We start from the raw sequence: 19,854 nt of genomic DNA, 5'->3' as shown, positions 1-19,854 counted from the left end.
TTCCTACACAAAATTAGATAGTTTCCGGCTATAGATGGCAATGTGACGGGCTGATTCTCGGCCTGCTGCTTTTTGGGTTGGATGATGGAAGATATGGCGTCCCGGTTTGGAGTTGCATTCAAAAACCCAGATGTGCCCATTTTTATCAATACCGATATCTAACCCTAACTCCCCTATAACACCCTCATAATTTGCTTCTACCGTTTGTGCGATCGTGATGGAAGCAAGCGAAATCTGCCTCTTAATTGCGGAAACTCGGTCAGGATATATCTTTTGAAGGAAGTCCTCTGTGGACAGAAGTTCTCCTCCTGTTCGAACATGTGTTGTGACACAACCTTCTCCTGCTTTTTTCGCAGCGATGGTAATCACTTTCCATTTATCTGTTTCGTCTTTGTGTAAGTGAACCCGAAAATCGACTGGTTTGTTCTGATCACGAACTAAATGGATTGCTTGTTGTGCCATATAACGTTGTAATCGCCCTTGTGTAAAATACTGTGCTATCAATTTGTCCAAGGTAGCAAAACGTTGGAGAACAGCCCGATTCCCTTGGAAATAACGAATATAGTATCCATCTTTTGGATGCTTTGTCACACGATAAATGCCAAGTCCTAGACTCCCACTAACTGGTTTTAGGTAAATGATCTTATGGTGATCTAATAGTCGAGACAGGCTTCTAATAGTAGGAGAAAGGATTGATTCAGGAACGTATTGATCTGTTTCGGGATTACTGGTTAACCAGCGATGAACTGTCCCTTTGTCAAAGAATCCCTGATTAAAGATAGGGATGTTCAAACTCTTTAATCTCTGCATGGTAGCTTGTATGGAGCCAGTCTTCTCTACCTTACGATTGGGAATGCGATCGAAGATGACATCAGGTAAAGGCGCTTGAGACTTTTTCCAACCAATTGTCTGATAAAACCAACCGTGTACTGTTTTATTTTTCCAATCGATATCTTCTTTGGTAAATACATAGTAAATGGGATTATCTTGTGCACCTGCCACCAAAAAACTACGGAAGAGAGAAGTTCTCGAGCCAAACGGACTGGAGGAATTCATGCTAGCGCCTGTTGTGAAGATTCCCACTACAGGGCCAAATCGTAGGCTTCGTCCTGTGTATGAGACTCGTATGCTGGAATGGAAAGGAAACGATAGCTGACGAGAGAGTGTGGGAGTCAGGAGTATGGTGTCCGTATTAGATCGATATCGTATGACTTTCGCCTGCACTTTTTTTTGTCCCAACTGCAAAGAGAGATTCTGTCCAGGTCGAATCCCCCATAGTAGCATTAAATTATCGCTCACTCCGACAGAGAGTGCAGGGATCTTGGATGATATTTTGGTATGGCAGAGGATCGAATTCATGTTTTCCCTCCTAACTGTCCTGTAAGTAACGAGTTAGCATAGAGTATAGGTAACTGAATGGCTCGTTTGCGAATCTCCGTCTCTCCGGTGCGTAAAAAGACAGAACGTCCTGGCTTGGAGTTTAGCTCTAGAATCCAGACCTTGCCGCTCTGATCAATTCCTAAATCCAATCCTAATTCTACGAGTGAACCATGATTTTCTTCGATATACATAGGGACATGGAAAGAGAGGAGATCAATCTGATGCCAAATTTGGTCTACTTGAAACGGTGGAAAATGTTTTTCTATGAACGGACCTACTTTTTCGGCATCCCCTCCGCCATGTAAATTTGAGGTGATGGATGTTGATTTTCCTCGGCGAATCGCTAATCCAGTTTGTTCCCATAATCTCCGCTCATTTTTTTGTAGTAGGATCCGAAGATCAAAAGGAATACCTTCTGTAGTGGAAAGAGAAAGGAACGGTTGCACAATATATCGAGTCTGACCAACAAACTTCTCTAACCACTTTGCCAACTGAGTAGCACTGGTCAATTCTTGATGGAAGGGTTTGTTGGCTTCCGTTCGTCCACGAAGTATATAGCCTTTCTCTTTTGGAGTAATTCCAACTACTCCAATGCCATGACTTCCACCATTCGGTTTGATTAGTGCTGTTTCATGTTTTGTCAGCATCGCAAATACATCTTTTGGTGATTGATATAACACAGTTTCAGGAAGATGAGGAGCGATTATCTCGTTTTGCTTTAAGATCTCATATGTTTGGATTTTGCCGCCTAAAGGACGTCCAAGTAATCGAATATCAGGATCATTGCGGAGTTTCAAAATAGCTGGCTTATAACTTTTATATTGCTTTAGATTTTGGTAAAAACAACGATCGTAGATGAGATTGGGTAGGTTGCGTGTGCCAGATGTCCAATTTCCTTTCGCATTTAGAAACCAAGCTTGAACAGAACGTTGTTTCCAGTCCACCCATTTTGGGTTAAAAATGATGAGATCAAAATGTAATGGACGTGCTTCTTCCGCTAGTTTCCGAAAGAAAGCAGACTCTCCAAATGGAGGGATGCGATTCATCTCTTTTGAAAAACAAACAATTACCCCAAGGGTACGATTGATACGTAATTTCTGCGGGCGATTCACCGTCGTAGCCTCCTCTTCGAAACTTTCTTTTTTGGGACTCGGGTTTGGGAAACGCCCGATAAATATAAGGTATAATCCAATAGTTTCTTTACCGATGGACGTGTGATCATATTGGGATTGGCAACGATCGAATCATCTGACTTGGAGGGCTTAGAGTTGATCTCAATAAGCCAGATCTTGCCATTATGATCTACTCCTAGATCAATGCCCAACTCAGCAAAATGCCCTGCTGCTTTCTTTTCAAAAGTTTCGGCTATCAGAAGGGCTGCGTTGCGAATTTGTTGTATAGAAGGTTTGGATGGAATCTCTAATTCACTTAGTAGTTCATTGGCTTTCCGAATTGTCCCACCACGTGCCAGATTGGATACTATTTGTTGATCATTGGCAATCCGACCTACTGAAGAGGTAATGGACCACTGCCCTTGTCGATTTTTCTGAACTAATACTCGAAAATCGACAGGTCGCTTTTGAAACAGTATAAGAGATAGTCCTTGCTGAATAAGATATTTCTGTTTTCCAATCCGACCGACCAAGGCTCGCTTTAGCTCTACAAATTTCGAGAATTTACGAGTTAGGATACCAGTATTCGTAGTTGATTGAACGATCCAAGTAGGTGCTGATCGCGTAACTCGGATAATTCCACCTCCGAGCGATCCGTTTGTCGGTTTTAGGAAGAGAGTACTGTATTTTTGAACCATCTCTTTTAGTTTGGATGTTTGGAAGTGGTGAGTTTCTGGTAACATGCTTTTCATTATCTCATCGGTAGATAAAACATCATAAACTTCTTGCTTATTAAGGAATTTCTCATTAAAAATTGGGATGCGATGGTTCCTCATGAGACGCTGGAGTATGGTTTGAACGGAAGTTATCTGCTCTTGTTTGCGTGACAGAATTCGATTATAGATAGCATTAGGAAAAGGTACGGTGTTTCGTTGCCACTTCCCTTTCATATAAGTCCATCCTTGAATGGTTTGTTTCTCCAGAGAGACTTTTTCAGGTGGGAAAATGATCAGATAAATACCTTGTTGCATTCCAGCCTGGCAACACTCTTCTAGAAATTTCCCCGTGTTTCCAAAGGTAGGTTGGTCGTGAAGGGGAGTAGGGTCGATCATAATTCCCAACATGGGGCCAAGTTGAAGATGTCGGCTATTTATGTCATATTGAGCATGTAAATTTAAGGTATTAGGGAGATGTAAGCGAGTAGCCAACTGAGCCCGAACACGCAAAACCATGGATCGATCTGAAGTTACAGCAAAATAACCAGTTTCGGCAGCAGATCCAAATGTGATCCAGAATGGGGCATTTACTAGACCTAACATCTGAACCAGCGGACGGCTCATGAGTACATTTACATCTCGGGGAAAAACGTGATCCGGTAGAATTTTTATTTGTATCTTTGCAATCCCCATGATCCATCCCCTTCCGCCATATCATTCTTCTTTACTTTATGTGGGCAAGTAGGGGAGGGTGAAAAAAAGAGGCTTGCACTTCTTTTTGTGGAAAATAGGATGGAGCATTTGGCAAAGTAAAGGGGAATTTCTATTTAAATAAGATACATTAAAGACTTTTTTATTGATTTTTAATAGGAGTTTTTCCAACCTTCTGTCAAGAGGGGATTGTATCTATTAAAATAGAAATCAAAATTATACATAGGAGGAATCGAAATGAAAAAAGCAATGGTATTGCTTCTATTAGGAATGTGCTGTGCAATTTTGTCAGGCTGCTTATTATACGATACAGACATGGAAAATTTCCGCGATCCGTCTTTGTCGGAAAACTATCCATCCCCGAACTCCACTGATCTACAGGATACAGAGACAATAAAGGATTAATCGTGCAAGGAAAAATGAGTATAGAAAGGAAAGAGATTTTTCAATGAAGATAACATTTCTCGGGCACTCTGCCTTTTCCATTGAAACTGCTAGTGGTCACAAGATGTTGATTGATCCTTTTTTGACTGGTAACCCAGTTGCCAATCTTTCTGCGGATCAAGTGGAAGCTGATTACATTTTCCTTACCCATGGACATGATGATCACGTAGGGGATACTGTGGAGATTGCCAAACGTAATGATGCGATGGTCGTTGCTCCGTTTGAGTTGGCTACTTGGCTCAGTTGGAAAGGGGTTCGCACACATCCTCTCGCAACAGGTGGAGGTGCTAACTTTGATTTCGGTCGTGTAGAGTTGACACTTGCTCATCATGGAAGTGGTTTTATTGAGGAAGAGAAACAACAAATTACTTATCTGGGGCCAGCAGCAGGATTGTTACTTCAGATAGAAGGAAAATCTCTCTATCATGCAGGAGATACGTCCCTTTTTTCTGATATGAAGTTAATCAATGGGGATCTTCCCATTGATCTTGCAATGCTCCCAATTGGTGATAACTTTACGATGGGACCAGATGCGGCACAGACCGCAGCACAGTGGGTAGGAGCACGAGCAGTAATACCTATGCATTACAACACTTTCCCACCAATTCAACAAGATCCATATGATTTTGCAACAAAACTACAAGCGAAAAATATCCAAGTGTATGTATTAGAACCAGGTAGTGGACTTTCTTTGTAGTCAGACCCTGTCACAACGAGAAAGGCTGAACAGTAGAGGCGGAGATGTCCCGCCTCTTTTATATGAGAAGCGGAATTCCGTTTCAACTGTTCTATTATTATGGGTATAATGAATTATACAGATCATAGAACGTAAGGAGATTAAGTGGATGGCGACGAAACACGAGCAGTTGCTTCAATATATCAAGGAGTTAGAAGTAGGAGAGAAAATTTCTGTTCGCAAGATGGCGAGGACACTTGGTGTGAGTGAAGGAACTGCCTATCGTGCCATCAAAGAGGCAGAGTTAGAAGGATTTGTCAGTACGATCGAACGAATCGGAACGGTACGGATCGAAAAAACCAATAAAGCAAAAGTAGAACGACTTACCTATGCAGAAGTAGTAAATATTGTAGAAGGCACTGTCTTATCTGGAAAGGAAGGTTTACATAAAGCGTTGCAAAGGTTTGTGATTGGGGCGATGGCACTGGAGGCACTCAAGAAATACTTAGGTCCAGATCGTCTCATGATCGTGGGGAACCGGGAAGAAGTTCATCGTCACGCTTTGTTAGAAGGAACGGCAGTGTTGGTTACAGGTGGATTTGAGGTTTCGGATGAGATCAAGGAACTTTCTGACCGCTTGGAGCTCCCTGTTATTTCAAGTCGCTATGACTCTTTTACCGTTGCTACGATGATCAACCGTGCGATCTTTGATCGTCTCATCAAAAAAGAGATCCTCATGGTCGAAGACGTAATCGATGATCAAAAGGAACCTGTATTTCTACGGATAGAGGAGACTGTGGGGGATTATGAAGAACTGGTACGTTCCACTAGACATTCTCGCTATCCGGTATTAGATGCCCAAGAACGAGTGGTAGGAATGTTGACCAGTAAAGATGTGATGGGTGCAGGACCAACAGAGCGAATAAGTAGGTTGATGTCCAAACAACCGATTAGTGTAACGAAAAAGACATCGATTGCTACCGCAGCTCATGAAATGGTTTGGCAAGGGATTGAACTTTTGCCCGTTGTGGATGATTCCAAAAAATTGATTGGAGTTGTAAGTCGTCAAGATGTAATCGAAGCGTTACAGAGCATGCAAAAGCAACCACAAGTAGGAGAGACCATTCAAGAGCTATCTATTCGTGGATTTGAGATGGAACAAGATAAGTTTGGCAATCCAGTCTATGCTGGGAAAGTGACTCCACAGATGACCGATAATCGAGGCGTTCTCAGTATCGGGGTGATGACTAGTCTCCTAACGGAAACCGCATTGCTTAGTCTACGAGATCGTGGAAGAGAAGACTTAACCGTTCAAAATATCATGCTATACCCGCTTAAGCCAGTCCAGATTGATAGTGAGATACAAATTTATTGTCGCTTGCTTGAACTGGGTCGAACTATGACCAAAATGGATCTAGAGATTCGCAAAGAAGGACAAGTGGTGGTCAAAGGATTGCTCACAGCGCAAGTGATGGAGCGTTAATAAAAATAAATCGACCAACTTCCACGAAGGAGGTTGGTCTTTGTCTAACTATGAGAGATTATCGGATAGATCAAGTAGGGCAGCATATAAAGTCTTTAGATCCTCTTGATTTGCTTTATTCATTTCAAATTCTTTTTTCTTCAGCCAAAATTCTAATATATCTATTACTAATCCTTGATTATAGATAGGAATAACTGATTTACCAAATTCTTTTGGTCTTGTTAAATCCTCTAATACTTTCACTGCTTCTTCAAATGTATCGACCTTATTCAGTGCCTCGATTGCCTTTAATACGAATATTTTTTCTGCCATAATAAATCTCCCCTTTAATGAATTTGGGTATCACTACCCTCAAAACCAATAGATACCTACTGCCTTTGAGGGTAGCCCAGATTCGAAGAGGAAAATTTACCGAGTTAGACTCTTTTATTATACAAGTAGAAGGCAGAATTTCCACTTCTTTTTTAAACAGTTTTGATTATTTGATAATCAATCTATTATACTATTTGATTCCAAGTTTCTTGTGCACATGTTGTGGGTATGGACCTCGTCTGTAATGGGCTGGTGAAGCAGCGATTCTTGCTTCTTAGTAAGGTATAACCTGATGGAAGGAAAAAATCATGTTCCGGGCGGTTACGGTAAAAATTTAGCTAATCAACACTCCTGCATCCATTACCATAACTTTGAACGTATTCAGGGGAAAATTGGTTACTTATCTCCTGTAGAATACAGAAATAAGTAGCCAGTAGGTGTTTTTATGTCGTTAATGAAAACTATTTTGCTATTACTCCAACAAAATAAGAAAATTGCTCATCAAATTTTGTTGGAGTAAATCAAGATTCTCTCCATTGTAGATCTTCTAATTTACCAGTCTCTTTAATTCCAACATTAATTCCGAGACGTTTGCAAATCGTTCGTTTTTAGAAAGAATAAGACATCTATTTAGAATCTGCTCCAATTGTGGAAAAGGTGTTACTCCAACAGATTGGAAGGATCTTCTCTTCCCTCGTACAATTTGTTTCAGTTTCTCTTCAAAAGGAATGGATTTGTAATTTGTATTGGTATGATCTTCACTGTAGGCAATAGGTACTACATCAGAGTATAAAAAGAATGCCGTAGCACCAAAAGCGTATACTTCTGTCAGCTCGTTCAATGGAGCATTTGTCTTTTGTAGCATGGCATCGGCTACTTCAGGTGAAACAAAATGTACTAATGCTCCTTTGTAGTCATGAATCGCCCCTTTTTTGTAGGAAGTCTCCAAATCGAGTAGATGCACCTCTTGATTAGGCAAAAACAAAAAATGAGCAGGTTGTAGATCTCCATGTAGATAACCTGTTTTATCTAGAGTTATTACTTTGTCTAGCATTTTGGTTAGATCTATAACAAACCGAGTTTGATTTTCTGTTGATGGATTTTGGCGAACATAGGCTGTGTAATCAGAAGATGTTACTCCAGATAGCCAAGTACGCAGAAGCCAAACATAGTTTGAGTGAGTGCCACTTGTTACAAAAGAGGGGTCTTTTATTTCCTGTAACACAGTACTTTCGTTTTGTATTGTATTGGCTCTGCTTTGTTGATTAGCCATTTTCAATAGAAACGTAGATTGGTTTGTATATAGCTTAAAAGAAGCCCCTTCTCTGGAGGGGAACACTTCAATACGATTAGTTGATATATTTTGTTCTTGGCAAATTTGCTCAACCAGTTCAGTTAGTTCCATGTTGGCATAGCTTCCTCTCGTTTAAAATAAATTCAAGCATTTCTGTTAGGTTGTGGGTATTGTAGTCAACGAATGATTGAGGAAAATGTTTCTCTTTGCGATGCATTTCCCAAAAATACGGTGGCTCTACTATATGATTTGATACTAAAACGGTATTTAAACCAATGATTTTAGCAGTTTTTAGGTTTAAATAAGAATCGTCAAAAAACAAAACGTTCTTTGGGGATTCTTTTAGCTTCTCCAAACACATCTCAAAGCCTTCTCTGTTAGGCTTTTTATAATAATTGAAATCTTCTAAGGAGAAAATATATGAAAAAAGGTTAAGGCATGAAAATTTTTCTAACAGTCTTTTGGCATGTCCCCGAGATGAGTTCGTCCAAAGTGCAAGTTTGTAGTACTTAGAACACTCATGAAGAATATCAATTAGCCCGTTATAAGGTTCAGCAGCACTGATATCAAGAGATTCAAATACATCAGCATAGAAAGTATCTGGATCAATACCATAGTATTTTTTAAGTCCAAAGATAACATGGTGAAATTCTTTTCGATATTGTTGAATCGTTTCATAAGTTTGTTCTGCATCAAGTTGAAATACCTTTTTAGCATGACCAAAAAAAGTTGGACCAATTTTGTTTTCAATTGCTGATGCAGGGTAAAGCGTTCCATCTAAATCAAACAGTAAAACCTTTAAGTTAGCTACTGGAACGTTGGATTGGTATAGATGGTAAAGATTTTTTTTCATTTTTTCTCCTCACCCTCTCCTCATCTGCCCACTTATAGACAATATTGTAATAATCGAGCTCTTCCATGTTCTTGTATGTTAGTTCTTTCTCTTTAGGTAATAGAATATGAACATTTTCCATGTTGTCTTTCGACTCCATAAGGTCAGGCAAGAGGTAATCAGCTCTCTTGAAGAAATAAGGATCTTTTGTTTTAATGGCAGATCTAATTGATAGAAAGTGACAAGGAGGTTCAGGTATCATTTCTCCATTTCTAGCGTTTTGCTTCTCATTAATCCAGAACTTCCCTACCATAATTCCCACTGAGGTATAGAGGAGTTTAATCATAAAATGAGACCACATTAGAAGATCACTACCATCGACTTTCTTAAATGCATTGGGCAAGTAGAACACAATATTTTCACAAGCCACGAGTTTTTTTAAGATATCGGGTTCTTGATGACGGAATTGGCGTAGTCTTTCTGCATGTTCGACACCGTAGTAAAAAATTTCCTTTTTGATGTTTTCTATCCTGTCGGATTTTAAGTGGTACTCGGTACAAAATAAAACTTCATTTTTTTCAGCAGGATGAAGAAATGGACAGAATGACTTTGAGATCATCTTGCAATACTGAGAGAATTTATCTGAATCACTAAATGAGACAATCTTTCTGTTCATTGAATAACAGCTCCTTAAATTGAAGGCAAGATAACTCTAGGAGACTCTAGAGTTATCTTGTTTCACTCTTATGTGAGATAGAGGATGTTTTTCTCTATTCTGTTGGCACTGGTCCACAATCCCAAGACTGACGCTTTACTTCCCCAGTTACCTGATACTCTTTGTACGCTTGTGTATCTAGCTGACCATGTTTATTCATAAACCAAACTTCGTTAAGCTTACCGAATTCTGTTTCATATTGTGTTACCCATTTAATGGGACCTACACCGTTCATTTCAACGTGTGCTACTTGTTTTCCAGCTGTTTTCTCGCAAAAATCATGATATTTAATGGGTGTCTCAAGTAGTTCATGCCAAATGTTATCAACTAATCCCGAGAACATTGTCAGACCTTTTACTCCTTTGCCAAATAACATAAAGAATTTCCCCAGTTCGACCTCAGCTGATTCTTGAATATTAGTACTTAATACAGCATTCATAGACAGACCTCCTAATTGGTTAAAGATCAATCGCGTAAAGCAAGTATGTCATATATTTTTGAATATACCAAAAATTGATGATGTTATCGGTTTCCTTTTTTATTCATTTATGGTTCAATGAAGGGGAATATATATTCTGAAATTGGCATTGGATAAACCGGATTTAGAGTTGATGTTAAGATGGTTTTCATTGCAGATATTTAAAAACAATTATTTTTACCAAAAAATTTTTTAGGTGGAAGTGATTATGGCTAAATATCATTACATCACACCAACAATGGGTGATCGTTTAAAGCAGGCTAGAATTGAATTAGGGTTATCTATAGAAAAACTTTCTGATGATATGCTATCAACTGGTACAATCAGTAATTTAGAACGTGGTAACCGAAATGTTAGTCAAGAGAAACTCAGGTATTTATGTACTAAGGTGAATTTAATTTATGAAGAGTTAATTTCATTAGAAGAAGAACCACAAAAATTGACATCTGAATTAATAGATTTAGAACTCCTAATGATTGAGCAGGAGTTAGATACGCGGTCAGATGAGGCATGGAAAAGACTGCAAGCCCTAGATGGAACGCACCCTAAAGTTAGTTATTTAAAAGGTAAGTACTTCTCAAAGCGTAGATTATGGAACAATGCCGAGAGTTACTTTCGCAATGCAATTGAGTATTCAAAATCCAGTAATATATCTTCAAAAGATAATATTTTAGCATTGTCTTACTATGAACTTAGTAGAAATGCTTATTATGAAAGTAAACTAGCCAAAGCGCTGTTATTTATCGAAGAGGGAATAAGAGCTTTTCAAGAAGATGGAGAGAAGCAGTTCGTCTACTACTATCTTCTAACCTCTCAAGTCATTTATCTGAAAAAGATGAATAGAACTATGGAAGCTTTTAAGCGCTTGGAAGATCTAAAACCTCTTAAAAATAAGGTAGAGACAACAACTATCTTGTTAAGTTTAATAGATTTAGAAGCTGGATTGTTAAATGATTTGGGATACTATCGTGAAGCAATCAAAGAAGCCACTTATGGTCTAGAATTAGCTAGATTAGATCGCAGACATGAAAGATCTGTGGAGCTATACTCTACACTAGGAACAAGTTGGATGCATCTAGAACAATGGAATCTAGCAGAATCGTGTTTTACTGAAGCTATAAAAGCAGAAGATGCAAGAGATGATTTGCTTGTTGTTCCATATAAAAAACTAGGAGAGATGTTTCAACGACAGGGAAATTTGGAAGCTGCGTTAAAGTACCTAGAAAAGGCTAAAAACCTAGCATTATCGGCAAATGATCATGGTTCTTACTGTGAGGTTTGTGTATTAATAGGAACATTGTATGAGATGAAGAATGATGTTGATGCTTCACTAGTTGCTTTTAATGAAGCAATTGATATTTCGACAAAGCTCAACTTAAATGATCTTCAATTTAAAGCAACAAAGAATTATTTGAATGTTGCTAAGACACATAAGAGGAGTCCGAATGAAATAATTGAAACACTTTCAAAAAGTTTGTTAGAATACAATCAAAAGGAGGATACAGATATGTACCAAAATTTTGAAACTGATCCACCAGAAGCTTAAATTCAATATTTCAATGCAGTGGATACTATAGGTATCCGCTTTTTTATAGGAGAAAGATGAGTGTGTTCGAATAACGAAAAAAGCATGATCAAGACTCTCGGTGTGCTTGATGTTCTACAGTTCTCTTTTTTTAATGAAGTATGGAACCTAAACTAACTACATATAGACAATCTTCCACTCTAGCACACCACGAAAAGTGCTAGAGTTTTTTCCATTTCCCCCTCTAACTCCCTATGATAAGATGGTACCTACTGATAACTAGATTCGTATAGATCCAATAGAGTTGGAGAAATTCGGAATGAAGAGGTGAAATCCCTTGTCTCAGAAGGGTACAGGCTTAGAACGGTTATTTGAGGAGGCGAAGCTACCAGGGGAGTGGCTATCGTCTCATTTTGCGAAAGCATGGATCAAAAAAGTGACAATCCATCCTCGGCAGAGAGCTTGGCAAATCTTGCTCGGTCTAGCAGAACCAATGGATCCGGATATTTGGATGGAGTTTATGGAGCGAGTAAAACAACACTTTGCTCCAGATATTCGGGTAGGTCTTCGCAAGCAGATTGATCAAGTGGAGCACACGGTGGTATTAAACAAATATAAGCATTGGATTCAAAAACGGATCCAAGAGAACGTCTCACCTGCCGCCGCAGGTTGGTTTGGAAAAGCAGACTGGGAGATCCAAGACCAAAAGATTTTAGTGACACTGCGGAATTCGCAAGTACAAGAGATGGCGTTTCAACGGGAGATAGATCGCGAAATTTCCCGATATTATGCGGAATTGACAGGAGAAAAGCTACCAGTCGTGTTAAAAGCGCGTACAGGAGAAGAAGATCGTAGCCAATTTGAAGAGACAAAGGAAAAACAGCAAAAAGAGATTATTTCCAAAGCAATCGCTGAGCGGGAACTGGCAGAGAAGCGTTTGGCAGAAAAGGTAGCTGCTGGTGGTAGCGAAGAAGAGATGGTGCTAGAGAAGAAACTTGGGTACCAGATCCAAGATGAGCCTGTCCCCATTTCCACGATTCAAGAAGAAGAACGTCGTGTGACGGTACAAGGAAAAGTATTCAAAACGGAGCTAAAAGAACTAAAGAGCGGACGACAGCTCCTTACATTTAACATAACGGACTTCCAAGATTCCATCTCCTGTAAACTGTTTGCCAGAGATAAGGAACAAGCAGCTGTCTTTCGTATGATTTCAGATGGAGATACCTTAAAAGTTCGAGGTTCCGTCCAATTTGACACCTTTGCCCGGGATTTGGTCCTGATGGTGAATGATCTAGTGGAAGTCTACGTTCCAGAAAGACAAGATCTAGCAGAGGAAAAACGGGTTGAATTGCACCTTCATTCGTCTATGTCGGCGATGGATGGAGTAAATAACGTGACCCAATTGGTCAAGCGTGCGGCAAAATGGGGACACCCAGCGATTGCGATCACGGACCATGGGAGTGCACAGGCGTATCCAGATGCCTATGATGCAGCCAAGAAAAATGGGATTAAGTTACTGTTTGGGATGGAGGCAAATATCGTCGATGATGGCGTGCCAATCGTTCTGAATGCGGAAAAACGAGATCTTCAGTCGGATACATATGTCGTATTTGACGTGGAGACTACAGGTCTATCTGCCTATCATGATGTCATCATCGAGTTGGCAGCTGTCAAAATGCGTGATGGTGAGATCATCGACAAGTTCTCGGAGTTTGCCAATCCTCATCGCAAGTTATCTCAGACAATCATCGAATTGACTCATATCACCGATGATATGTTAGTCGATGCCCCAGAAGTGGATGATGTGATCACTCGCTTTTTAGAGTTTATCGAAGGCTCTGTACTGGTTGCTCACAATGCTCGCTTTGATATGGGCTTTTTGCAACAGGCTGCCAAACGGATCGGCAAACCGCCAGTGATCAACCCTGTTTTGGATACCTTAGAATTGGCGAGATTCCTGTATCCGACGATGAAAAACCACCGTCTCAACACGTTATCCAAGAAATTAGAAGTCCATCTGGAACAACATCACCGTGCGATCTATGATGCGGAAGCGACAGGCTATGTCCTATACAAGATGCTAGAAGAGACGATCAAAGTACGGAAGATCACCCAATTACATCAATTGAATGAGCATATGGGTGAGCGTGATATGTCTCGAATGCGTCCATTTCATGCAATCCTGCTCGTGAAAAATTTAGCTGGTCTACGTAACCTCTATAAATTAATCTCCATCTCGCACACAGAGTATTTCTTTCGAGTGCCTCGAATCCCACGTAGCAAGCTGGTTGAGTTACGAGAGGGCTTGATCGTCGGTTCTGCATGTGAACGAGGCGAACTATTTGAAACGGCACTTAATAAGTCGCCTGAGGAAACAGAAGAGGTAGCGAAATTTTATGATTATCTGGAGATTCAACCAGTCGATATCAACCAGCACTTAGTAGAAAAAGGTTTTGTGGAGAGTCCAGAACGACTACGGGAAACAAACCGGCTTTTGGTAGAGATTGGCGAACGATTAGGTAAACCAGTTGTAGCGACTGCCAATGTGCACTATCTCGATGAAGAGGATGCCATCTATCGGGATGTTCTGGTACAGAGTGTGACTGGTTTCCGCGGAGATGGGAAATTACCAAAAACCCACTTCCGAACCACCGATGAGATGCTCTCTGAATTTGCTTATTTAGGTCGAGAAAAAGCGCATGAAGTGGTGGTCGCCAATCCGAAAAAGATCGCCGACGACATTGAAGAGCTTCAACCATTTCCAAGAAGAGATGAACCGTTTACCCCAGTCATTGAGGGGGCGGATCAAGAGTTTGAGGAGATGTGCTATAAAAAGGCGCATGAGTGGTATGGCAATCCGCTACCAGAAGTGGTACAAGCACGATTAGATAAAGAGTTAACTAGTATCATCAAACATAAATTTGCGGTAGTCTATTTAATCTCACAACGCTTGGTTACGAAGTCTCTATCAGATGGATATCTAGTAGGTTCACGGGGATCTGTTGGTTCCTCTTTTGCTGCTACCATGAGTGATATTACGGAGGTCAACCCACTCCCACCACATTGGCGTTGCGAAACTTGCCGTCATAGTGAGTTCATTTTAGATGGTTCCTATGAATCTGGCTTTGACTTACCGGACAAAGAGTGCCCTAACTGTGCGACCAAGATGATCAAAGACGGACACGATATTCCGTTTGAGACCTTCCTTGGTTTTGAGGGAGATAAAGTTCCCGATATCGATCTCAACTTCGGCTCTGATTACCAACCAAGAGCACATGCTTACACAGAGGAACTGTTCGGGAAAGAATATATCTACCGAGCCGGAACCATCGCAAAAGTGCAAGAGAAGACAGCATACGGATATGTGAAAAAATATGCTGAAAAACACAACCTTCAGTTACGTCAAGCAGAGATCGATCGATTGGTTCATGGATGTACCGGAGTCAAACGGACAACCGGTCAGCATCCAGGTGGTCTGATGGTAGTACCACAATATATGGATGTCTATGACTTTACCCCTGTACAGTTTCCAGCAGATGATGTGAAATCGGAGACCAAAACCACTCACTTTGATTACAACGCCATCGGTGGGATGATCTTGAAACTAGATATTCTAGGTCACCAAGACCCGACCACCATCCGCAGATTGCAAGATATCACGGGAATCAAGCCACAAGATGTACCGATCGACGATCCAGAGACGATGAAGATTTTCTCTGGCACCGAGTCACTTGGCATTACACCGGAGCAAATCAACGGGATTAAGATGGGTACATTGGGGATCCCAGAGTTTGGTACCTCGTTTGTACGTCAGATGCTCGAAGATACCAAGCCAACTACCTTCTCAGAACTGGTGCGGATCTCCGGACTTTCTCACGGTACCGATGTATGGCTGGGAAATGCGCAAGAACTGATTCGAAATGGCACAGCTACCCTATCCGAAACGATCTGTACCCGTGATGACATCATGCTCTACTTGATCTTAAAAGGCGTCCCTGCCAAAGCATCTTTCAAGATCATGGAGAAAGTGCGGAAAGGAAAAGGTCTCACAGAGGAAGAAGCGGAGCTGATGCGGGAATACGATGTGCCAGAGTGGTATATTAACTCCTGTCGCAAGATCGCCTACATGTTCCCACGTGCCCATGCTGCCGCATATGTCATGATGGCAGTACGGATCGCTTGGTTTAAAGTTCATCATCCGATTGCTTATTACTCTACCTACTTCTATCGTCTTCTAGCAGACTTTGATTGTAATGTCGTAGTAAAAGGTCCTGAGTATTGTAAGAAACTGATCAAGGAGATTCAGGAAAAAGGAAACACAGCTACTCCAAAAGAGAAGGGACTCCTCACCGTACTAGAATCCGTCTTGGAATTTTACGCCCGAGGTTTCCGCTTCCAGCAGATCGATCTCTACCGCTCTCATGCGAAAGAATTTGTAATCGATGGAGATAGCTTGATCCTCCCATTTGCTACGATTCCAGGAGTAGGAGAGAACGCCGCCATCCAGATGATGAAAGGTCGCCAAGATGGAGAGTATCTGTCTATTGACGAGTTCCAGTCGCGGACGAAAGCTTCTTCCACCGTGATAGAAGTATTAAAAGAACTAGGTTGTCTCGAAGGACTGCCACAAAGTAATCAATTGGCATTGTTTTAGAGAAAAAAGGTGATTCCATGGGTGGGATCACCTTTTTTTAATGGGCAATGTTTTTGAATTTTTGGATCGATTGTTGTAAAAACGATTGCTATAATTTTGATACTAGGATTTGATTCAAATTTCTTAGAACTCTTTTAGTAACTATGGTATTGATCTTGGGTGTGCTGTTGGGAGACGTGAACAGATGTTATCTTTAATTAAAACAGAGTTTGAAAATATTTATCTAAGTAAGCTCATTAAAGGTGGGTTAATAGCACTAACATTATCAGTATTATTAGGAGCATTGGTTATTAGTATCGTTATACCACCATATTCTGATTGGCAAGAGAATCTTGAAAATGAAATCGAACATGGATATGAGAAACTAGAAGATCCAGAAAGAGCACAGGACTCCAGGTATTTCCCGGATGATGAGTATATTGATCCATTCATTGAATATTACCAATATCATTTAGATCAAAATATTCGTTTTCCAAGTCCAAAAATATTGCTAACAGATATGTCTTTAACATACTTGGTTATTTTAATATGTTGTTCTGTTATAGCAGTTCGCATTATTAGTAGGGAGCACAATGTTCCCCAACCAAGTCTCAATTATCGAATCAAAATGTTTGTTTCAAAGTATATGGTGATGAATATATTCGTGGTTATATTGCTAGGGTTGGAATTAGGGTTTTCGATACTAATAGGCGGGGTTTTGATAGGTTTCGAGGGTATGTTTGATCCATTGGTCGGTTATGACCTAGCGGAAATACCACTTATTCCTCACTTACTGAAAGCGAAACTGATTCTAGTACTAGTGATATCGGTATATTTAGCATGGAGTATGTTAATCGCATCCATTATCAAAAGTAGACCTTGGGCTATAGGAATAGCAATTGGGAGTACAGCAATTGGATGGTTTGTATCATTTATAGAGACAGACATAATTTATGGAAAGGTTCTTCCGTTATGGTCAAAATGGTTTTTCTTTTCATACACACAGATAGCAGTTTATAGATTTGATACAGTAAGTGGATCGTTAATTCAGTTTGCAAGTCTTGTATTGATTGTGTCGTTGGTTGTGTTCTTAGGTGCTAGCTTCTTTATTTTGAATAAAAAGTATTCTGCCCCACTTCATGATGGAGAAATCTCATAAATGGGTTCTATTTTAAATTGATCCAGACAGATTTGATGATTAGCGTACGAAAGAGACTTGGTTAATAAAATGACCGCCATTTGGCGGTCTTAACTATTTTTGGTATCTGTACTCTTAGTAAATGCTCAAAAGTGGCATTGATGCATTAACCTATACTATTAGTCAGGATACTCTAAACCATCAGTACTCTCTATATAGAAGGGAGTCCATTGGTCTATTAAATGGTCAAGAGTGGTACTCGTTCGATACAAACGGTTTAAAAGATTGGTTTTATGAAATTTAGAATTAATATTTTCTTCTCTCCAATCCTCAAAAAAGTACTCATCCCAAAGGTCGTAAAGTCCTTTTAAATTTTCTTCAAGAGTTACTGCTTCATCATAAGCAGCCATGAGATCTTCTGGAGGATTTTTCAACCATTCATTCACTTTCTGTTCGATTAGTTCCAATAATTTGGTCGAAAACATGTTGATATGATAACGGGATACTCGAAATGTTCTCTCCAATAAAACCATCCTAAAATTATAAGTATTATGTCTACTAATCTTACGGGCAATTAGCCTTCTACATCTAACTATATCGAAATCTTCATGTGTTTTCTAATCAATAAAGACAAGGGTTGGATTATGTGTTACCATCATCCAACCCTATGTATGAAAGTCTATCATTGGATTACGGAGATTGTTCTGGGGGTTCAGTTGCAAAGAAATTAATTGGCCCATCTCCAGGTGGTTCGTTTACAAAGTAGCTAAGTGGACTATCGATTGGTGGTTCATTTACTAGGAATTGTTTAGCCATGTGATCACCCCTTTCTTCTGCATGTATTGTACGTTAAACTCAAATGATTTTTCCATACATTTTTTATATTCATTGTTATCAAACTTCTCATAGCAAATTCCTAGTTTAATCCAAAGATGGTGCTCTTTCTCGATCCATAACATAGGATTCTTTTGTGCTGTTGATTGGATTTGGGCAATTTCTAATGCTTTACGATACGATATAGTAGCTTCTTGAAAGTTTTCTAGCATTAATTCACAATCACCTAATGCAACTAAGGCATCATGGTATCTCAATACTTCTTTTGATTTTGTTTTCTCTCCCAGCTGAACTGCTTCCATAAAAGTATTTCTAGCCTTTTCTATGTGTTTTTGCTTCACCAATAATTTCCCTAGTACTACAAGGGTAGTCACAAACAAGTATTCTTTTTGATATTTTTTTCGTATTTTGTCCTTCATGTCCAAACCTAAAGCTAAATGGTTTTCGGCTTTTGCATAGTCACCTAGACTAATACAAATGGAACCGTAAGCTGTTAATAACTCTAGTACTCGATCTAATATGCTATTTTTTTGTGCAAGTTCAATTCCTTCCAATACACTTTCCAATGCTTCCTCATACAATTCCATTTTATTGAGCAAAGTAGCTTTTGCTTCATGAAGACTTATAACGGCATCAATGCTTTGGATTCGGTCTTTTTGTTCCCATAGTTTGTCAATGATATGCTTTACTGTTTCTGTGTCTTGATTTAAGTTTTGTAAATAGACTACTTTCCCGATCAGCAGTAAATACTTAGTTTGCTCTTCTGTATTAGTAACAAGCGATTCCAAGCCTTGATCAGCATGCTTTAACGCTGTGACTAAGTCATTTTCTTGGGAATAAAACGTGCGTGCCAGATGGAGATGACAAGATGATTTTAGATTGGTTTTGTAAAAGTCGGGATAACGTTTGATGATTTGAAGAGCTTTCATATAATGGCTTCGAGCAGCTACCCATTTCTTTTTTCGGGTATAACATTTGCCAGTCAGATATTCTGCATTTGCTTTTAATGGATTGGTTGCAGATAACTTCAATTTTCGTAACTTCTCCAGTGCATTATCCGCCCCAACTAGATCAATCCGATTTGCAATATCCTCTAACTGTTGAAGAAGCTGTTGGTTTCGATCACGTTCGTTTTCAAGTAGCTTCGGAATTTCCTCTGTTGAGTACCCTAACTTCTGTGCATAGATCACGATCTTTTCCCAAGAGACACGTTCGCCACGCTCTAGATTACTTATGGTGGAGGTGGAAATATCATCATCTGCCAATTCATCTAGTATTCGTTTCTGGTCTTTTCGCGATTGGCGCAAGATTTTTCCGATGTGTTTAAGCTGTTCAAGCGAGAGTTCATAAGGAGTTTCGACCATTACTATCAATACCTCCTCCGATAATGTTAAAAAAGATTGTCCCATAAAACTCATAATATTATCAATAATTTATTTTTTGGCTATTTATCCAATGGAACCAGTGGATAAATAGATGCATTTTTATCAGTTGTGTCCAATTAGCTCATTTCTACATAAAAAACAGTGAAAAAAACCAAAATTTATTTGAAATTGTAAATTATTCATAAA

Annotated in this window: 18 protein-coding genes; 7 read left to right on the top strand and 11 right to left on the bottom strand. The window is 39.7% G+C overall.

The annotated features are described in order from the left end of the window. Positions 1–3: 3 nt before the first annotated feature. Genes VJ09_RS07380 through VJ09_RS07370 form a run of 3 tightly spaced genes read right to left on the bottom strand, consistent with a single transcriptional unit; the run spans position 4 to position 3,901 of the window. Positions 4–1,359, bottom strand: a complete 1,356-nt coding sequence (locus VJ09_RS07380) for a YheC/YheD family endospore coat-associated protein (protein ID WP_052807276.1) — start codon at positions 1,357–1,359, stop codon at positions 4–6. Then, the gene (locus VJ09_RS07375; RefSeq protein ID WP_052807275.1) at positions 1,356–2,492 is read right to left on the bottom strand and encodes a YheC/YheD family endospore coat-associated protein; all 1,137 of its coding nucleotides are present in this window, start codon (positions 2,490–2,492) and stop codon (positions 1,356–1,358) included. Before VJ09_RS07375 ends, VJ09_RS07380 begins: the two co-directional genes overlap by 4 nt. Then, positions 2,489–3,901: a YheC/YheD family endospore coat-associated protein gene (locus VJ09_RS07370; protein WP_052807274.1), complete on the bottom strand. Its 1,413-nt coding sequence runs from the start codon at positions 3,899–3,901 to the stop codon at positions 2,489–2,491. The genes VJ09_RS07375 and VJ09_RS07370 overlap by 4 nt, the downstream gene beginning before the upstream one ends. A 255-nt stretch (positions 3,902–4,156) precedes the next feature. Here VJ09_RS07370 and VJ09_RS18410 point away from each other — a divergent pair, with 255 nt between their 5' ends. The 3 genes from VJ09_RS18410 to VJ09_RS07360 all read left to right on the top strand — a co-directional run bounded on the left by VJ09_RS18410 (position 4,157) and on the right by VJ09_RS07360 (position 6,522). Beyond that, a complete protein-coding gene (locus VJ09_RS18410) occupies positions 4,157–4,324 on the top strand; it encodes a hypothetical protein (RefSeq protein WP_154662351.1) in 168 nt (55 codons plus the stop codon). A gap of 43 nt (positions 4,325–4,367) precedes the next feature. Next, positions 4,368–5,060: a metal-dependent hydrolase gene (locus VJ09_RS07365; protein WP_044640907.1), complete on the top strand. Its 693-nt coding sequence runs from the start codon at positions 4,368–4,370 to the stop codon at positions 5,058–5,060. Between the two features lie 148 nt (positions 5,061–5,208). Further along, the gene (locus tag VJ09_RS07360; protein WP_044640906.1) at positions 5,209–6,522 is read left to right on the top strand and encodes a DRTGG domain-containing protein; all 1,314 of its coding nucleotides are present in this window, start codon (positions 5,209–5,211) and stop codon (positions 6,520–6,522) included. A gap of 48 nt (positions 6,523–6,570) precedes the next feature. Here the strand turns inward: VJ09_RS07360 and VJ09_RS07355 are convergent, their stop codons facing one another. Further along, a complete protein-coding gene (locus VJ09_RS07355) occupies positions 6,571–6,834 on the bottom strand; it encodes a hypothetical protein (RefSeq protein WP_044640905.1) in 264 nt (87 codons plus the stop codon). Positions 6,835–7,126: 292 nt separating this feature from the next. Between VJ09_RS07355 and VJ09_RS19145 the strand changes: the two genes are divergently transcribed. Then, positions 7,127–7,264 carry an IS3 family transposase gene (locus tag VJ09_RS19145; protein WP_407689975.1) on the top strand — a complete coding sequence of 46 codons (138 nt, stop codon included), beginning with the start codon at positions 7,127–7,129 and terminating at the stop codon, positions 7,262–7,264. A 117-nt stretch (positions 7,265–7,381) separates the two neighbouring features. On the opposite strand, the gene VJ09_RS07350 is transcribed toward VJ09_RS19145, so the two are convergent. The 4 genes from VJ09_RS07350 to VJ09_RS07335 form a co-directional block, all read right to left on the bottom strand. Further along, positions 7,382–8,239, bottom strand: a complete 858-nt coding sequence (locus VJ09_RS07350; RefSeq protein ID WP_044640904.1) for a serine/threonine-protein kinase — start codon at positions 8,237–8,239, stop codon at positions 7,382–7,384. Further along, positions 8,226–8,981: an HAD-IA family hydrolase gene (locus VJ09_RS17545; RefSeq protein ID WP_052807273.1), complete on the bottom strand. Its 756-nt coding sequence runs from the start codon at positions 8,979–8,981 to the stop codon at positions 8,226–8,228. Before VJ09_RS17545 ends, VJ09_RS07350 begins: the two co-directional genes overlap by 14 nt. Then, positions 8,932–9,636 carry a hypothetical protein gene (locus VJ09_RS17540; RefSeq protein WP_052807272.1) on the bottom strand — a complete coding sequence of 235 codons (705 nt, stop codon included), beginning with the start codon at positions 9,634–9,636 and terminating at the stop codon, positions 8,932–8,934. Before VJ09_RS17540 ends, VJ09_RS17545 begins: the two co-directional genes overlap by 50 nt. A gap of 94 nt (positions 9,637–9,730) precedes the next feature. Next, positions 9,731–10,114 (bottom strand): hypothetical protein, encoded by a 384-nt coding sequence (locus VJ09_RS07335; RefSeq protein ID WP_052807271.1) that lies wholly within the window; start codon positions 10,112–10,114, stop codon positions 9,731–9,733. Positions 10,115–10,361: 247 nt separating this feature from the next. Between VJ09_RS07335 and VJ09_RS07330 the strand changes: the two genes are divergently transcribed. The 3 genes from VJ09_RS07330 (at position 10,362) to VJ09_RS07320 (ending at position 17,470) form a co-directional block, all read left to right on the top strand. Further along, positions 10,362–11,699, top strand: coding sequence for a tetratricopeptide repeat protein (locus tag VJ09_RS07330; protein ID WP_044640903.1), 1,338 nt, complete (start codon positions 10,362–10,364; stop codon positions 11,697–11,699). 316 nt (positions 11,700–12,015) lie between these two features. Beyond that, positions 12,016–16,332 carry a PolC-type DNA polymerase III gene (locus tag VJ09_RS07325; RefSeq protein ID WP_044640902.1) on the top strand — a complete coding sequence of 1,439 codons (4,317 nt, stop codon included), beginning with the start codon at positions 12,016–12,018 and terminating at the stop codon, positions 16,330–16,332. Positions 16,333–16,516: 184 nt separating this feature from the next. Continuing rightward, the gene (locus VJ09_RS07320; protein WP_044640901.1) at positions 16,517–17,470 is read left to right on the top strand and encodes a hypothetical protein; all 954 of its coding nucleotides are present in this window, start codon (positions 16,517–16,519) and stop codon (positions 17,468–17,470) included. A gap of 158 nt (positions 17,471–17,628) precedes the next feature. Here the strand turns inward: VJ09_RS07320 and VJ09_RS07315 are convergent, their stop codons facing one another. The 3 genes from VJ09_RS07315 to VJ09_RS07310 form a co-directional block, all read right to left on the bottom strand. Beyond that, entirely contained in the window at positions 17,629–17,973 is a 345-nt protein-coding gene (locus tag VJ09_RS07315; protein WP_044640900.1) for a hypothetical protein, read from the bottom strand. 166 nt (positions 17,974–18,139) lie between these two features. Further along, the gene (locus VJ09_RS18960; RefSeq protein WP_267904274.1) at positions 18,140–18,265 is read right to left on the bottom strand and encodes a hypothetical protein; all 126 of its coding nucleotides are present in this window, start codon (positions 18,263–18,265) and stop codon (positions 18,140–18,142) included. Continuing rightward, positions 18,247–19,647: a helix-turn-helix domain-containing protein gene (locus tag VJ09_RS07310; RefSeq protein WP_044640899.1), complete on the bottom strand. Its 1,401-nt coding sequence runs from the start codon at positions 19,645–19,647 to the stop codon at positions 18,247–18,249. The genes VJ09_RS18960 and VJ09_RS07310 overlap by 19 nt, the downstream gene beginning before the upstream one ends. Positions 19,648–19,854 lie beyond the last annotated feature (207 nt).

This window comes from Risungbinella massiliensis (assembly GCF_000942395.1).
Taxonomy (GTDB): domain Bacteria; phylum Bacillota; class Bacilli; order Thermoactinomycetales; family Thermoactinomycetaceae; genus Risungbinella; species Risungbinella massiliensis.
This window is presented reverse-complemented; position numbering and strand designations above follow the sequence as displayed.

Coding starts and splice junctions, on each gene's coding strand:
- VJ09_RS07380 (WP_052807276.1), bottom strand. CDS start 1,359: ATGAATTCGATCCTCTGCCATACCAAAATATCATCCAAGATCCCTGCA.
- VJ09_RS07370 (WP_052807274.1), bottom strand. CDS start 3,901: ATGGGGATTGCAAAGATACAAATAAAAATTCTACCGGATCACGTTTTT.
- VJ09_RS18410 (WP_154662351.1), top strand. CDS start 4,157: ATGAAAAAAGCAATGGTATTGCTTCTATTAGGAATGTGCTGTGCAATT.
- VJ09_RS07365 (WP_044640907.1), top strand. CDS start 4,368: ATGAAGATAACATTTCTCGGGCACTCTGCCTTTTCCATTGAAACTGCT.
- VJ09_RS07360 (WP_044640906.1), top strand. CDS start 5,209: ATGGCGACGAAACACGAGCAGTTGCTTCAATATATCAAGGAGTTAGAA.
- VJ09_RS07355 (WP_044640905.1), bottom strand. CDS start 6,834: ATGGCAGAAAAAATATTCGTATTAAAGGCAATCGAGGCACTGAATAAG.
- VJ09_RS19145 (WP_407689975.1), top strand. CDS start 7,127: ATGGAAGGAAAAAATCATGTTCCGGGCGGTTACGGTAAAAATTTAGCT.
- VJ09_RS07350 (WP_044640904.1), bottom strand. CDS start 8,239: ATGGAACTAACTGAACTGGTTGAGCAAATTTGCCAAGAACAAAATATA.
- VJ09_RS17545 (WP_052807273.1), bottom strand. CDS start 8,981: ATGAAAAAAAATCTTTACCATCTATACCAATCCAACGTTCCAGTAGCT.
- VJ09_RS17540 (WP_052807272.1), bottom strand. CDS start 9,636: ATGAACAGAAAGATTGTCTCATTTAGTGATTCAGATAAATTCTCTCAG.
- VJ09_RS07335 (WP_052807271.1), bottom strand. CDS start 10,114: ATGAATGCTGTATTAAGTACTAATATTCAAGAATCAGCTGAGGTCGAA.
- VJ09_RS07330 (WP_044640903.1), top strand. CDS start 10,362: ATGGCTAAATATCATTACATCACACCAACAATGGGTGATCGTTTAAAG.
- VJ09_RS07320 (WP_044640901.1), top strand. CDS start 16,517: ATGTTATCTTTAATTAAAACAGAGTTTGAAAATATTTATCTAAGTAAG.
- VJ09_RS18960 (WP_267904274.1), bottom strand. CDS start 18,265: ATGGCTAAACAATTCCTAGTAAATGAACCACCAATCGATAGTCCACTT.
- VJ09_RS07310 (WP_044640899.1), bottom strand. CDS start 19,647: ATGGTCGAAACTCCTTATGAACTCTCGCTTGAACAGCTTAAACACATC.